This window comes from Cohnella phaseoli (assembly GCF_003386235.1).
Taxonomy (GTDB): domain Bacteria; phylum Bacillota; class Bacilli; order Paenibacillales; family Paenibacillaceae; genus Cohnella; species Cohnella phaseoli.
In genome coordinates, this window is the sequence record NZ_QRDZ01000002.1 from 79,782 (window position 1) to 94,512 (window position 14,731).

Annotated in this window: 13 protein-coding genes and 1 tRNA gene; 3 read left to right on the forward strand and 11 right to left on the reverse strand. The window is 51.8% G+C overall.

Annotated features, from left to right (window positions below):
- Positions 1 to 133 precede the first annotated feature (133 nt).
- Both DFP98_RS02545 and DFP98_RS02550 read left to right on the forward strand, forming a co-directional pair.
- Positions 134 to 1,873: a sensor histidine kinase gene (locus DFP98_RS02545; protein ID WP_116058996.1), complete on the forward strand. Its 1,740-nt coding sequence runs from the start codon at positions 134 to 136 to the stop codon at positions 1,871 to 1,873.
- The gene (locus DFP98_RS02550) at positions 1,848 to 3,449 is read left to right on the forward strand and encodes a response regulator (RefSeq protein ID WP_181917444.1); all 1,602 of its coding nucleotides are present in this window, start codon (positions 1,848 to 1,850) and stop codon (positions 3,447 to 3,449) included. The genes DFP98_RS02545 and DFP98_RS02550 overlap by 26 nt, the downstream gene beginning before the upstream one ends.
- A 149-nt stretch (positions 3,450 to 3,598) precedes the next feature.
- Here the strand turns inward: DFP98_RS02550 and DFP98_RS02555 are convergent, their stop codons facing one another.
- From DFP98_RS02555 to DFP98_RS02585, 7 genes are all read right to left on the reverse strand, one after another.
- The gene (locus DFP98_RS02555) at positions 3,599 to 4,267 is read right to left on the reverse strand and encodes a TetR/AcrR family transcriptional regulator (RefSeq protein WP_181917445.1); all 669 of its coding nucleotides are present in this window, start codon (positions 4,265 to 4,267) and stop codon (positions 3,599 to 3,601) included.
- Positions 4,268 to 4,351: 84 nt separating this feature from the next.
- A complete protein-coding gene (locus DFP98_RS02560) occupies positions 4,352 to 5,371 on the reverse strand; it encodes a glycoside hydrolase family 113 protein (protein ID WP_116058999.1) in 1,020 nt (339 codons plus the stop codon).
- A gap of 40 nt (positions 5,372 to 5,411) precedes the next feature.
- Positions 5,412 to 6,527 carry an NADH-dependent flavin oxidoreductase gene (locus tag DFP98_RS02565; protein WP_116059000.1) on the reverse strand — a complete coding sequence of 372 codons (1,116 nt, stop codon included), beginning with the start codon at positions 6,525 to 6,527 and terminating at the stop codon, positions 5,412 to 5,414.
- 495 nt (positions 6,528 to 7,022) lie between these two features.
- Positions 7,023 to 7,109, reverse strand: a tRNA-Leu gene (locus DFP98_RS02570).
- Positions 7,110 to 7,269: 160 nt separating this feature from the next.
- A complete protein-coding gene (locus tag DFP98_RS02575; RefSeq protein ID WP_116059001.1) occupies positions 7,270 to 7,485 on the reverse strand; it encodes a hypothetical protein in 216 nt (71 codons plus the stop codon).
- Positions 7,486 to 7,572: 87 nt separating this feature from the next.
- Positions 7,573 to 7,908: a hypothetical protein gene (locus DFP98_RS02580; RefSeq protein WP_116059002.1), complete on the reverse strand. Its 336-nt coding sequence runs from the start codon at positions 7,906 to 7,908 to the stop codon at positions 7,573 to 7,575.
- Positions 7,909 to 7,991: 83 nt separating this feature from the next.
- Positions 7,992 to 8,564, reverse strand: coding sequence for a xanthine phosphoribosyltransferase (locus tag DFP98_RS02585; protein WP_116059003.1), 573 nt, complete (start codon positions 8,562 to 8,564; stop codon positions 7,992 to 7,994).
- A 254-nt stretch (positions 8,565 to 8,818) separates the two neighbouring features.
- On the opposite strand from DFP98_RS02585, the gene DFP98_RS02590 reads away from it, so the two are divergent.
- Entirely contained in the window at positions 8,819 to 9,559 is a 741-nt protein-coding gene (locus tag DFP98_RS02590) for a hypothetical protein (protein ID WP_116059004.1), read from the forward strand.
- Positions 9,560 to 9,588: 29 nt separating this feature from the next.
- Here the strand turns inward: DFP98_RS02590 and DFP98_RS02595 are convergent, their stop codons facing one another.
- From DFP98_RS02595 to DFP98_RS02610, 4 genes are read right to left on the reverse strand one after another with little or no spacing between them, the layout of a single operon-like run.
- Positions 9,589 to 11,166, reverse strand: coding sequence for a response regulator (locus DFP98_RS02595; RefSeq protein ID WP_116059005.1), 1,578 nt, complete (start codon positions 11,164 to 11,166; stop codon positions 9,589 to 9,591).
- A complete protein-coding gene (locus DFP98_RS02600; RefSeq protein WP_181917446.1) occupies positions 11,167 to 12,936 on the reverse strand; it encodes a cache domain-containing sensor histidine kinase in 1,770 nt (589 codons plus the stop codon).
- 29 nt (positions 12,937 to 12,965) lie between these two features.
- Positions 12,966 to 13,793, reverse strand: a complete 828-nt coding sequence (locus tag DFP98_RS02605) for a carbohydrate ABC transporter permease (RefSeq protein ID WP_220377045.1) — start codon at positions 13,791 to 13,793, stop codon at positions 12,966 to 12,968.
- A gap of 14 nt (positions 13,794 to 13,807) precedes the next feature.
- Entirely contained in the window at positions 13,808 to 14,680 is an 873-nt protein-coding gene (locus tag DFP98_RS02610) for a carbohydrate ABC transporter permease (RefSeq protein ID WP_116059007.1), read from the reverse strand.
- Between the last annotated feature and the right edge of the window lie 51 nt (positions 14,681 to 14,731).

Genomic DNA, 14,731 nt, shown 5'->3' on the forward strand with positions numbered 1-14,731 from the left:
ATAACTATTCAATCTGATTTGCGGATTTACCGGTACGGATAGAACCATGTGAACTTCAGATGTGCTATTGTTACAACCATAGATTTATTTTGTTCCGACTCTCTTATTCGACAGCAGAGGAGACGCCAACCCGATGATGAAGTTTAACTCGTTCCAGAAGCTTGTCTTCTGGATTGTCGCCATGCTTATCCCGATTCTGATCCTGCACAGCTACTCGAATCGAGTCAGCATTCGGGTCGTAGAGAATGAAATCCGGAGCGCGACGCTAAACCGGCTGAACTTCTTCGCAAGCCAGCTCGAAACGACGATCGATCAGTTGGCCTTGAACTCCGTTACGCTTATGTCCGACCCCGATTTTTCCCTGCTGAAAAATCTCGATATGATGAAAGCCTCCGAACGCGCAGCCATGATCAAAAAAACAGATGAAAAGCTGCGGCTGCAAAGCGTCGCAAGCAACTGGGACCCCAAAATCATGCTGGTATTCCCGCAGAACGGACTGTCGATTCCTTATGGCTCCCTCCACGATCCTACGTCCGCTAACGCTGTCGACGCAACCTGGCATTATCGACAGAGCGGCGCGAAAAACCAATATGATTTCTCCATTTCAATCGCCGATCCGCTCAAAAAAATTTACAACTCCGACAAAGGGTTCATCATGACTACGACTTTTTCCAGCACGAATCTGGTCCGAATGCTGGATGAATTCAAGAGCCAAAGTCGGGGAGACCCTTTTCTCTATGCAGCCGACTCCGGCATTATCCCCAACTCCACGTCAGAGGCAGCGCTTGTCGCGGAGCTTGTTGAGCAGTTGCGGGGACAGGAGCTGGGGAGCAGCGGCAATCGGATCGTGTCGCTGAACGGCAAAAGATATTCTTTATTCTACGTCCGCTCCAATAATCTGGGCTGGCAGGCGGTCGACTATATGCCTCTTGAGACGATTATCGCACCGATCCAAGCCAACCAGAAAATCTTCTATTATTCGGTCGCCATACTGCTCATCGGCAACATTATTCTGGTCGCTGCATTGTATCGCAACATTCGCATTCCGCTCAAGCAGCTCCTTCGCAGCTTTCAGAAGATGAAAACAGGAGATTATACGACGCGGATTTCTACGGATCGTCATACCGAATTCGGGATCGTTCACATCCAGTTCAACCAAATGGCCGAGCAGATTCAGGCGCTAATCGAAAATGTATACCAGGAACAGCTGCGCTCGCGCGAATCGCATCTTAAGCAATTGCAAGCGCAGATCAATCCTCATTTTCTGTACAACTGCTTAAATTTCGTGCATGTCATGAACCAACGCGGAGACAAAGAAGCCGTGTCGGCCATGATCTTAAACCTCGGCTCTTATTACCGTTATACGACCCGACTGGAGGAACAGGCGGCGACATTGGAAGAGGAGTTAAGCATGATCGCGAACTACTTGACGATTCAGAGCTTGCGCATGCGGCGCTTGCACTACGAGTTGGACGTTCCTGCATCTATGCAGACGGCGCGTTTACCCCGACTTACCCTGCAGCCCGTGGTGGAAAATGCCGTCATTCACGGCGTGGATCATAAACCGGGCCCTTGCGTCATTCGCATTAAAGGTGTGCAAGAGGAGCGACATTACGTCATTATTGTCGAGGACAGCGGTATCGGCATGGACAAGGAAGGGATCTCCGGCATGAACGAGCGTCTGAAACTAAAAAAACCGCATGCATCCATGGGACTCGGCGTCTGGAATGTTCACCAGAGGTTGTCCCATCAGTTCAAGGGAGACTCGGGATTGACGGTGGAAACCTCGCCTCTTGGCGGGCTGCGTGTCGTGATTCGATGGAACAAAGAAATGGAGGGATATGCACATGCATCAAGTGCTTATCGTGGATGATGAAATGCCGGTTGTCGAAGGGCTCGTTGAAGTTGTCGATTGGGGTGCGTTGGGCATCGACGCCGTCTTCACGGCGGCCGATGGGTATGAGGCGCTCGAACTGCTCGACAAGCATGCCATTGACATCGTCATTACGGATATCCGGATGCCGGGACTTAGCGGCTTGGAGCTCATTCGGCGCATCAAGGCGACCCGCAGCAACACGGCATGCATCGTGCTGTCGGGTTACGCAGAATTCGATTACGCCAAGCAAGCCGTAGCCAGCCAGGCTGTCGACTATATTGTGAAGCCGGTCGATTTCCGGGAGCTGGAGGAAGCCGTTCGCAAGGCGGTGTCCGCCGTGGATTCAAGATGGATGGAGATCAGCTCCTATACGAAGGCTTCCCGGACGTTAAAGGAAAACCTTGTCTTACTGCGGGAAAAGCTGGCGTTCGATCTGATCCGGGGCATCAAATACACAGACGACGAATTGAAGAACAAGCTCGAAGAGCTTGAGCTCCCCTATGACCTTGGCGGCAATTACAGCCTGCTGCTCGTCCGGTTGGAGGAAGAGTTCAGCACGGAAAATATACAGGATCGCTCCTTGTACGAATATGCCGTCATCAACATCGTCAGCGAAATATTGGGGGCTCAGTTCAAGCTGTGGCATTGCAAGGACGAGCACGACTACCTCGTGTTCCTGCTGTGCGCCGACAGCCCCTTGCACCAAACGCAGCTCATCAACCAACTCGGGCCGGAAATTCAGCATTGCGTCCGAACGTATTTAAAGGGCAGAGTGTCCCTTATTCTGAGTGCGGAGGACGCATTCCCGCAGCGCATCTCGGAAACGTATCAATCGCTCGTCTCTACGCTGCTCCAGACGGTCGGCCATGATCGCGATTGCTTTATTCCACCGGGGCCGATCAAAGCTGCCGATACAGGCGCCCTGCGCAGCTTGTACGAGCCGCCGTCGCTCCTCCATATGCTCGAAGCCGGAAGATGGGATGACGCTAGAGCCAAGCTGGCAGGCATCTTCGACGAACTGCAGGCGGATTGGAGCCATTCGCAGGAGCACTTGCTTGAGGCGTATTTTATGATTGCGCAATCCTTTCTTCATCTTCTGCACAAAAGCGACAAAACACTGTCCGACGTCGCTCCCGGCCATACTCTGACCGGAGCGCTCCATCTCAAACCGTTCGCTTCCGCGCTTGAATTAAATCGCTGGGCGTTCGGCACTTTAGCCCTTATTCAAGAAGACAGCGATCTCAAGCTGCAGAACGGTCGCACTCAACTGGTCAAGAAAATAAGGGAATATATCGACGACCATTTGTCCGAAGGCATTTCCCTGCAAGATTTGGCCGAACACATCTACCTTCATCCTTCCTACGCCGCTAAAATCTATCGTCAGGAAACCGGAGAAAGCGTCACAGACTATTTATTTCGAATCCGTATGGAACGAGCCGTGTACCTGTTGAATCATTCAAACGAGAAAGTTCAGGATATCGCAGCCGAACTAGGTTACCAGAACACTGCCTATTTCATCAAGGTGTTCAAAGAGCATTTTCGCTTGACTCCTCATGAGTTTCGGAATAAATGAGACGTGAAAAGGTGCCACGAGGAGAATTCCTGTGTGGCACCTCCGTTACTAAAAAGACGATGATACGAAGAGCAAACAGAAGAGACTAACACGGCGAGTATAATTAGTACTAAAATCCTCCCCTCTTTCTATAAAAATCCTAAAAGTTTCTACGAATACAGCATCCGCATGATTATGTCTGTATAAGGATAATGTTGCTCATATTCTTCTGGCTTGTCGAGTGCAAGCGTAGTTAAGCCTTGGATAGATTGGAAGATCATCAAGGCCAATTTGGGAGGCGGATCTGAAGCAAACTCTCCGTTTTTTTGGCCCTCAACAATCAATTGCAATACAATCTCATGCACGGTCTGAACTCGTTTCATCATCAGTTCCTGCAAATCCTTGGCTTTTGAATCATTGTTTTTTAGATTTTTGAAAATCCTCCGCATGATTTCAAGTTCGTTGCCGGACGACGAGGTTTCCTTCGCAGCCTGTACAGTAATTCCGAATTGTTTAATTTGATCCTGCCTGAATTTAAGCATGCTGGAGATCAGCATTTCCAGACGCTGCGCAGCCGTATCCCCGGATTGCATGAGCTGCTGGAATATATCCAAATCAGATTGGATAGTTTGACCTAACAGTTCACAAAAAATAGCTTCTTTGTTCACGAAGTAATGATAAATCAAGCCTGGACTTACGCTAGCAGCAGAGGCAATATCTGTGATTGTAGTTGACCAGCCTTTGCGGGCAAAGATGTTTTTCGCCGCTTCCAGGATGCTTATACGCTGTGCCTCTCTTACACGTTTATTTTCTTCTTCCGTTCGTGGAATTGTTATCACTCCATTAATGATTAAATAGTTTATTCAACTATAAAACCATTATTATACCGCCACCTTACTTTGTCAATCTCAAGCAAGATGCGATCAACCGCGATAGTAGTCAGCGAGGGTGGCAAATGCCATCTTGGGTTCCCAAGGCAGATCGGAATACGTATAACCCATACGGTCTTCAAATACCTTCACAATCCCGAAGCTGGCCATATCCAAGTCTTCTTGCGGGTCACTGCGGTGTGGTAGATGATAATAAGCGAAAGAACATACAAACGTATAGTCGACCCCTTCCCTGTTGTAAATGTCCAGCAGTTCATGAATGTATGCGGCTTGTTCAGCCTCGTCACGGATATAGTTGCCGTTGAGTCTGAGCGGTCTGCCTGCATCGTCCCATACAATGATCTTGTCGCCGCGTCCCCCCAGGTCAGCCGCACCGCGGTAGGTGGTGCACCCGAATTCAGTTATCGCTACAGGTTTTCCTCCGGCCAGCAAAGCTCGCGTGCCAGCGATAATTTGGTCGGCAACCTCAGCCGACCTGTATCCTCCATCGGTCGAGATGATGTCAAAGGGCGACCAATCCACCCCTTCAAAAGGAAGCGAGGCATAGCTGAGCTTCCCACCGAATTTTTCCCGGACAAGCGCAACGACTTTGCTTAAAAACTCATTAATCTGCAAGGGTATTGTAGTCAATACCTCGCGAAGCCTCTCTGGAGCAGCAAACAAGGATAGTCTTTCTTGAAGTGTTTCACCGGGCAGAAACCCGACAGTAAAAATGCTAATCTCAGATCCGGTGAGAAATACGACCTCCGCTCCCAGTTGACGTATCCGCTCGGCACGCTCTGCACAATCGACGATAAAATCGAATTGCTCGTCAATGGTCAGACCGCATGTGAAAGGGCAAAACCACACTTCCAATCCGGCAATGGCTGCTAATCTGGCTGCCATCTCCAAACGATCCGCATCGCCGCCAGTGACACGGACCGCATTGCAGTGCAGGTCTTCCCGAATAATGCGCATCTCGCGCTCGACGATTGTGGCATTAAAGCTCTCACGGGTAATGGTGCCCGACTCATTAATAAATCCTGTCTCATACGTAATACCTTTTCCTCGCATTGAAATTTCCTCCTTGGTATGAAAATTGCTCATCGTTAACTCATGCTTCCGTTTCGACCGGGAACCATCCGGGGACACGCATAATAATTCCCCACAACGAATCGGGTATCTCCAAATGGAGTTGATCAGTCATAGCTAGCTTTGTTTTGATGTCGTCTTCGCGCCCTTGCGCTATTTTCTTCAACCATTCAGGGTCCATAATAAGTTCTCTCCCTAGAGCAATCAGAGGGACCCCCGTTTGTAATGCCTGAGCGGCATTTTCAGCTGTACGAATCGACCCGACCCCGATAATTGGAAGATTGCCGGCGGTTTCTTTAATGATTTCAAGGCACGGTCGAGTGTCGCCATTAGCGCACTGAGGACCCGACCAAATGTCATTTTGCGCAACATGGAGGTAATCCATTTTCTTCAACGCAAGAGCTTGGACGAGCGCCAACGTGTCATCCATCGTAATGCCCGGCGTCCCGGCTTCTTCAGGTGTTATCCGATAACCAACGATAAATGTTTTTTTGGCATGCAGTTGGACGATACGTCTAACCTCATCTACCACTGCTAAAGGGAATCTCATTCGTTCGTTCCTTGATCCTCCCCATTGGTCATTACGCCTATTAGCATGGGGCGAATAGAACTGTTCAATGAGAAATCCGTTGGCACCGTGGATTTCCACTCCGTCAAACCCCGCTTCAATCGCTCGTCTTGTCGCCTCGCCGAAAGCACGGATAATGTCAGGGATTTCTTCGGCGGTCAACTCACGCGGGACAATAGCACCTTCTTTAGGTTCTGGGACGGAGCTCGGACCCACAATATCATCTATAAACTGCGGACATTTGCGGCCGCCATGAGCGATTTGCAATACAGCTTTTGTGCCTACGCTCTGAATCGCAGAAGCGAGATTTCGCAAACTCGGAATCAACTCGTCTCGGTCGGCCGCTGCTGATCCCGGAAAGCCTCCGTTTGCCATAACCGATGCCGAACCCGTTATAAGCATAGCGATCCCTCTTGCACGTCGTACATAATATTTGATTTCGACTTCTGAAACAGAGCCGTCCAAATGGGACGCCGTATGGGTCATTGGCGCCATCACAATTCTGTTTTTTAGCTGAACTCCACTCGGCAGATCAAAAGGTTCGAACAGCGGTAGAAACTCATCCTTCAAATGAATCCCTTCATTTCCTTAAAATTTAGGAGCGCTAAATCTTCCTGCAATACCCCCGTTTTTTGATTGAATAATTTATTCAATATAAACATTATGTCACCGCCTCTTCACCTTGTCAAATCCCTCATCCTTTTCTGGATAGTTGCATTGCAACAACGCTTCCGGATCCATGGCATGAATATCCTCCTCTCCAATCATTACCGCTCGATGCTCACGTTTCGCTGAACCAGCTGATCCTATGTGAGTCCGTCCCTTTCCAGTTGGCGGACCGTCTGGGTTGGCATTTTTCAGGTGATACCCTCAATATTTTGCTTCAAATCAGCATACCGTTTGGGCTCACCCTCCACTTCATAGAAAATGAGTTCCGTCCACCTTATGACATCTTTCAAAAGTTTCATCTGCACAGGTCATGAGCAACCCTTTGCAAAATCCCGAGTATGCAAAAAGCTCTTGAACTGTCCCGAGGACAAATTCAAGAGCTTGTTATAATTAAGGTGGTGCGGTCAAGAGGACTCGAACCTCCACGGTATTGCTACCACTGGCACCTGAAGCCAGCGCGTCTGCCAATTCCGCCATGACCGCATATTGTTGTGAGCTTCGCGCTTGGTCATCTGCACCGTTAGTGCTTGAGGCGGTGGGAGTTCCTTATCGAAATCACGTATATTAAAATAGCACAAATTTCCGAGCGAAGTCAAGCAGACACGCCAATGTTCTAATTTTCAGTTAATATTGACATCCTCGCTCATTCGAGAGACCAATTGCGTTCTTCGCTGGCAAGTTGGATCGGATATGACCGTTTCACCTTGATGACCCTGCGATTAGGCCGGCGAATCAATACATATTCATCGTCCCAAGCGACGACGATCCCTCTTATGTCGTTTTCTGCAAGCGCGTCGCGCACGACCCGAATCTTCGTTCCGTCCACCCGCAGCTTGTCCAACTGTTCGTCATTCAACATAATGCTTCATCCTCCTTCGTCCGCTGACGCAGGAAAACCCGCAAGACAAAAGTCGAGCGGGTTTTCCGGTGTCGTCGCCGGCTCTTGTTACCCGACGTGTTCCTTCGAATCGTTCGTTTCGTACCAGCAGTCGAGCACTTTGCTGGACATAACTCTTCCCTGCACGTATTCTGCCTGGTGGGATGCAAAGTTATCCGTCCATGGAAGCTCCAGTTCCTCGCAAAGCTTCACGATCGTGAGCAACTCCGACCAGGCGACATACCGTTTGTACCAGAAAAATTGCGGATGTTCAATCATATAAGGATACAGATCGTCAAACTCCGTATGCTTGCAATCGAGCGCGCGCTCGAAATGAATTTTAGCCTCTTCCAGCTTGTTCAGGAAGAAGTCGACCGGCAAATTGACTGGATTCGAGTTTTCCATTGCTGTTCGCCTCCCCATCTGCAGAATAATCCTATTATACGTTATTGCCGCCAAGATCGGAAGGTCGGAAGCCGCCCGATTTGCTAATCTTCGAATGTAATCGTGTTGTTTTCCAGGGATTGGATCTTCACAAGCGTCTCCACGCGATATCCAAGCTCCCGTAGCGCCTTGCCGCCCGCCTGAAACGATTTCTCGATGACGATGCCGATCCCGTTCAGCTTAGCTCCGGATTGCTCAATGATTTTGATCAATCCGCGCGCCGCATCGCCATTGGCGATAATGTCGTCGATGAACAGTACGGTGTCGTTCTCGCTCAGCAGGTGACGGGATACGATCAGATCCGTAACGATACCTTTAGTAAAAGAAGGAACCCGCTCGCAATAAGCATCGGATTCGCCGATCAGCGTCTTCTTCCTGCGTGCAAACACTAGCGGAACGCCAAGCTGCAGCGCGGTAGCGAACGCGACGGGAATGCCCGAGGATTCCACCGTAATCACCTTCGTAATCGGCTCCCCGGCGAATCTCAAAGCGAATTCCTTGCCCATCTCCATCGTCAATTGCGGATCGACGCTATGGTTGAGCAGAGAATCCAACTTCAACACCCCTGCATTTATGACGCTAGCCTCTTTCAAAATTCTTTCCTTGAGAATCTCCATCGTCTTCTCCACCACCCGTTGTCGTTTCCGTTTAACGTACCATATCCTTTTGCCCTGTGCAATAACGGATTTCACATTTTTTCTGGAAGATGGACTGACCAAGATGTCATATGAAATGCAAGACTAAAGACCTAACAATCTTTGACTTTATGCGACATTAGAATGAATTTAAAAAATAATTTCAAACGCTCGAAACTTTTCCAGCTTATGTCATGTCTTATATAGATGTAGGGAACTTCAAGGAGGGATACAACATGACGATCAATCTGCCCGTTTACATGCGACTATGGAGCGCTCTGCTTCTGTCCGCCAGCTTGGTCTCATGCACTTCGTCTCCTTCTAATGATTCCCATTCGCATACAGCTTTGTCTACGGCATCCGCTTCGCCTTCGCCGACGAAGCCTACGGATGTGAAAGCTCCGCCTACGGCTTCCCATTCTCCCGCTGTCAGCCAAGCGCCAACGGTCGTGGACCAACCAGATCCCGACGTAACGCCGCCTGCGACAGCCCCAAGCCACTCGCCGGAGCAATCGTCGTCAGCCGTCGAAGCCGCAACCGCTCATCCGCCTTCATCGCAGGAGGAACCGGAAGAGGACGTTATTAAGCCTACTTTTCTGACGAAATCTCCTTCGCTCGCCCATCTCAAGCTTGGCAATACGGACAAAGAGGTCGTCCATCGCTACGGGCTGCCCGTGGAGACCTACCCGCTTCCAGGAGACGACGAGACGATCGAAATATGGGAATACGACGGCATGTCTGTCGGGCTGAACGAACGGGATAAGGTGGTTTATATCGAGATCAACTCCGGCATGGCCGATACGGGAATCGACAGTCTCGATTACGGCATGAAGGGCTCGCAAGCCGCGGAAGCGCTCGGGATCCCCGGAGACGTAAAGACGAACGTTCTGTCTCTGGAAGTTACCGGAGGCTGGCTGAAGCTTGATCTGGACCCCGATACGCAGAAAGTCATTTCGCTTAAGCTGCTTCATCGCTAAAATATAAAACTCTAACCTGGATTGCGGGGTTAGAGTTTTTTTGGCGAACGAATTTGGGACAGCTGCTTTCCGATCAGTTTCTTGTACAGCTTGCTGAAATATTTGGAGCTTGGATAGCCGACTTTCTCGGCGATTTCGTACATTTTCAGATCGGTCGTGCGGGCGAGATGCTCCGCTCTTCGAATGCGCGACTTGGTGACATACTGATGGAATGTCTCGCCGGTATGCTCCTTAAACAGCCTGCTGAAATGAGCGCGGCTCACGTTGACGAACGCGGCCGCCGATTCGAGACCAAGCTTCTGATCGTGCAGGTTACGTTCGACATATTGCAGCGCCTTCTCGATTTCCTGCGGGTGCGAGCCGCGTATGAGCGTTTCCGCCGTCTCCCATAGCCTGATCGCGTATCGTTTCAGCTCCGTCGCCGTGCCCAGCTCTTGCAGCCTGGAGTACATTTCCGGCTCGACGCGGTACAGCTCGCGCAAAACGCCCGGGTAAGACGCCGCCCGCTGCAGCAGCATACCGAGCAGCATGCCGCTCAGCTCCAGCGTCTGGCGATACGTGGCGTTTTTGCGTTCAAGCTCGCGATAAATTTGTTCTACTTTGGCCACGCCGGGGAACGAATCGCTGAACCAGCCGCTGTCGAGCCATTCCTCTGAGCGGTATGTCCATCGCGGCTCCGCCTCTCCGTCGACAACGATCAGACGATCCGCAGGCACCCTCTGTTCGCGCTCGTCCAGCACCTTGAGCAGCGCGCCGGCCGCGTGCGACAGCCTGCGCAGAGCGATCGGCTCGGTCTGCAGCGCCATCTCGACGTCAAGCTGAAAGTAGGTTCGCAGCACGCGCGACAGCGTCGTGAACCGTTCGTTCCTCTTCTCTTCACCGCCTTCCGAAGGGCCGGATAACAAAACGACGGCAAGGTCCGGCGCTTTGCAGACGGACTCGTACCCGGATTCGGCGCGAAGTACTTCGTCGATCACATTCGTCGCGGCGTACGCGAACAGCGTCGCATCTCCCTTAAAGGCGCTCTGCAGCACTTGATCGCCGTTGCGAAAGCGGACAACCGCAACGATGCTCGCCGCCGGATCGCATTGAAGCTGCACTTCCTTCCATTGCTCGTCTCTGGCTTCGTTGCCGGCAAGCAAATCGAGCAGCATTCGTTCCTTCAGCTTTCTCGCGCTGTTGAGGTACAGCCGTTCGATCCGATGCGCCGTCTGCGCTTGCCGCTTGAACTCCTCCCGCCGAGCCGCCGCTTTCTTGACCGCTTGCACGATGTCGGCCGGCATCATTGCCGGCTTGTGCAAATAGCTGCACGTCTGCAGCTCCAGCGCTTCGCTCACGTACTCGAAATCAGTGTAGCTGCTCAGAATGATCACTTCCGCGGAATAGTTATCGTCGCGCATCGTTCTGACAAGATCGAGACCGTCCATTTCCGGCATTTTGATATCGGTCATGATCACGTCGAACTTGATTTTGCCCATCAGCTCCCAGGCCTGCTTGCCATTGGCTGCCGTATGCGGGGCGTTAAACCCGGCTTCCCGCCAATCGATGCTATTGACAATGCCTACGGTGACGAGCATTTCGTCTTCGACGATCAAAATATCGTACATCTAGACCACCTTGCCTTCGGTCAAAATCGGAATCGTAATGACGATACGCGTATGGAGACGCAGCGGTTTCTCCACAGTCAACCCGTACTGTTCGCCGAAATGCATCCGAATCCGGTCATTGACGTTCGACATTCCGACGCCCGACATTTGATCCTTCCGCTTAGGCGCGAAGCCGACGCCGTTGTCTTCGATCTCGAACCGGATTTGTCGGTTCGCTTCGTCCAACACGCCACGCACGATAATGAGGCCATTGTATGATTTGTTCGCCAAACCATGGATCATCGCATTTTCGACGATCGGCTGTATGATGAACTTGAGCGTGTAGTAACGTTCGATCCGTTTATCCCATTCGTATTCCACTTCGATCTTTTCTCCGAACCGCATGCGCTGCACCTTTACATAATCCCGAATAAACTCCAACTCGTCTTTGATCGGAAGAAAAATTTCGTTCGTTCGGTACGTGAAACGAAGCACCTTTACGAGCGCGACGACCGCGTCGGCGATCTTGTCCGCCCCTTCGGATATCGCCATCCACTTGATTGAATTAAGCGTGTTGTAGAGAAAATGAGGCTGGATTTGCGCCTGCAGCGCCTTCAGCTCGGCCGCTGTCTTCTCCTCCTCCTTCTTCACCGAATCTTTGAGCAACTGATCGATTTTTTCGACCATCGTATTAAACGTGACGGCGACCATGCCGATGTCCGGACTGTTCGACACCGGCACCTTGACGTTCAGTTGCCCCTCGCCGGCTTTTCTCATCGAGCGAATGAGGGTGTGGAATTGACGAAGGATGCCGTGGGACAGCAGAATGGCGAACAACACGGAGACGACGAGGGCAAGAGCGGCGACAATAAGCAGTATATTGCGCAAATGCCGGAAATCCAGACTGTACCGGGACAATGGGGAAGCAACCGCCATGATCCACTCGCGACCTTCCAGCGGCCTTACACTAAGCATGAGCGTCTGGCCGTCCGACTTCGCCGTCGTCGTGGCGATTCCGGCATTACCCGCTACTCGTTTGCGGATGTCCGCCGCTGCCGTATCCGACAGTTCCGCCGACGTGCGCTCTTGAATGATGCGGCCTTGTTTGTCCATGAGAAAGACGCTCTCGGTTTGATCCGTCGGCATCAGCTGCAATAGCGAGCCAAACTTTGCCGCATCGACGTCGATCTGGATCAGGGCGAGATCTCTGCGAGTGCCGTAAGCGCCGACCGGACGAACGAACGACAGCACCTCTCGTTCCTGCAGCAGCGTATAACTTGGCGTATGGGAGAGCAGCAGCTCGCCCAACGCCCTGCCTGTCGGCGTACGGAGCGCTTCCTCGACCCAAGACATCGCCGTTAGCTTATCGCGATTCAAGTAAGGATCGGTCGAATAGATCGTACCGTCGGAGCCGACCATGTAAATCTCCGTAATATAGGGATACGATCGTTTGAAGTTGGCGAGCAGCTCTTCCGTCTTCTTGAGCGTGTCGAGCTTTTCCGCGCCCGTCTTTTCCGAGTAGTCCACAAACGCCCGCGAAGTGACGGAATAGGCGATCAGCTGGGTTTCTGTCGTCTTCACCTGCTCGGATACGAAACCGACTTTATCGCTAAGCTGTTTGAGCAGCTCTTCGTTATAGGATCTGATTTTCTGCTCCAGCGATACGTTTGTGCGTTCGTAATAATACCAGTTGATGACGAGGGCGGGCAGCAGCGCAATGACGAACAACGCGCCGAACAGCTTCGTCTGGATGGACGGAGACCGCCATCTCGGTTGTTTGAATTTGCCCATCGCGCTTGCCCTCCCCGAAGTCGAACCGATCAGCCTTTGACCGCGCCCGCCGTCATGCCTTTGACGATCTGTTCTTGAAACAGCATATACACGAGCCAGAGCGGCAGCATCGAAACGACAAGTCCGGCGCATACGAGCGCGTAGTCGGTCGAATACTGCCCGGTTAGCGCCATAACGCCTTGCGTCAGCGTCTTCGAAGGTTCGCTGCCGATCAGCACGTAAGCAAATAAATATTCGTTCCAGCAATTCAAAAAGCCGAGCGTCCCGACCGTCGCCAGCCCCGGCTTCGCGAGCGGAAGCACGATGGAGACGAACGTGCGCACCCGACCGTAGCCGTCGATGGCCGCCGCCTCCTCCAGCTCGCGTGGAATGCCCTTCAGAAAGCCGTGCAGGATGAACACGCACAGCGACAGATTGCTTACCACGTATATCAGAATCAAACCGAAATGCGAATTCAGAAGATGAAGCTGCTTGAGCAGCACGAAGGACGGAATCAGAATAGCGTGTACCGGAATCATGATTCCGAGCGTGAAGTACGCGTACAGCCAGCCGCTCTTCTCTCTCCGAGCGAGCACGTAAGCGGCCATCGCTCCGATCAGGAGCATGATCGCCACCGCGCAGGCGGAGATGAACAGACTGTTCCAAAAATAGCGCGACAAATGCGCCGTTTGCCAAATATCGGCATAGTTGCCCCAATGCCAATTCGCCGGAAGACCGAACGGATTGGCGTAAATTTGATGCTTGTCTTTGAGCGAACTGACGAGCACCCAATAAAACGGGAACAGCGTCGACAAAGCGAAAACCGCGAGCACGAGACCCCGCGACAACCCGGCGGCCCGCCGCATAGCGTAAGTCATCCTCCATTCCCCTTTCAATTATACAGTCTGGCGCAAATTCTTTTAAACAGCATCGTAAACAGGGCCGCATAGGCCAAAATCGTAATCGTCATCGCGCTGCCGTACCCGATTTGATTGCTGATGAACGCGGTTTTGAACATTTGCAGGGCGATGAACGACGACGCGTTGCCCGGTCCTCCCGACGTAATGACCCAGGCATGGTCAAACGATTTGAGCGAGCCCGTCACCGCCAGGATGACGCACACCTGGAATACGTCCCAGATTTGCGGCATAACGACGTTGAAGAACGTGCGGAACGGGCCCGCTCCGTCCATCCGCGCGCTCTCGACGAGTTCCTCGGGCACTTGCTGGATCGCCGCCAGAAAAATGACGACGTACAGGCCGATATACTGCCAGATTTGCGGAGCCATGACTGCCTTCAGCACCGTATGCGGATCGGACAGCCACTGTCTTTTCCAAGAGGACAAGCTGAGCGAATCGAGCAAATGGTTCAAAGGCCCGGTATCCGAATTGTAAAACAGCGAAAACATCAATCCGATGGCAACCGGCGAAATAATAACCGGAATGAAGATCACCGACCGGAAAAATCGGAACCCGCGCATAACCTTCGCCAGCAAATAGGCGATTGCGAGTCCCGCTCCTACTTGAAAAATGAGAGAATACGCGATTAATTGCCCCGTATTGCGAACGACCTGCCAATAATCGCCGTCCGCGATCAATTCTTGAAAGTTGCCCAACCCTACGAACGTCTTGGCGGTTACCCCGTTCCACTCCGTCAAGCTGTACCCCGCCGACATCGCGACAGGATAGATCATGAACAGCGTGTAGACGATCACCGCGGGCAAGACGAATCCGCCGTAAAAAACCGCATCGTGTTTTCGCCGCATAGTCTTCTCTTCCTCCCTTGCACAGCTGCGTAAACAAAAGGAGGGGAACGC

Coding starts and splice junctions, on each gene's coding strand:
- DFP98_RS02545 (WP_116058996.1), top strand. CDS start 134: ATGATGAAGTTTAACTCGTTCCAGAAGCTTGTCTTCTGGATTGTCGCC.
- DFP98_RS02585 (WP_116059003.1), bottom strand. CDS start 8,564: ATGGAGATTCTCAAGGAAAGAATTTTGAAAGAGGCTAGCGTCATAAAT.
- DFP98_RS02600 (WP_181917446.1), bottom strand. CDS start 12,936: ATGGGCAAATTCAAACAACCGAGATGGCGGTCTCCGTCCATCCAGACG.
- DFP98_RS02550 (WP_181917444.1), top strand. CDS start 1,848: ATGCATCAAGTGCTTATCGTGGATGATGAAATGCCGGTTGTCGAAGGG.
- DFP98_RS02595 (WP_116059005.1), bottom strand. CDS start 11,166: ATGTACGATATTTTGATCGTCGAAGACGAAATGCTCGTCACCGTAGGC.
- DFP98_RS02610 (WP_116059007.1), bottom strand. CDS start 14,680: ATGCGGCGAAAACACGATGCGGTTTTTTACGGCGGATTCGTCTTGCCC.
- DFP98_RS02560 (WP_116058999.1), bottom strand. CDS start 5,371: ATGCGAGGAAAAGGTATTACGTATGAGACAGGATTTATTAATGAGTCG.
- DFP98_RS02605 (WP_220377045.1), bottom strand. CDS start 13,793: ATGACTTACGCTATGCGGCGGGCCGCCGGGTTGTCGCGGGGTCTCGTG.
- DFP98_RS02575 (WP_116059001.1), bottom strand. CDS start 7,485: ATGTTGAATGACGAACAGTTGGACAAGCTGCGGGTGGACGGAACGAAG.
- DFP98_RS02590 (WP_116059004.1), top strand. CDS start 8,819: ATGACGATCAATCTGCCCGTTTACATGCGACTATGGAGCGCTCTGCTT.
- DFP98_RS02580 (WP_116059002.1), bottom strand. CDS start 7,908: ATGGAAAACTCGAATCCAGTCAATTTGCCGGTCGACTTCTTCCTGAAC.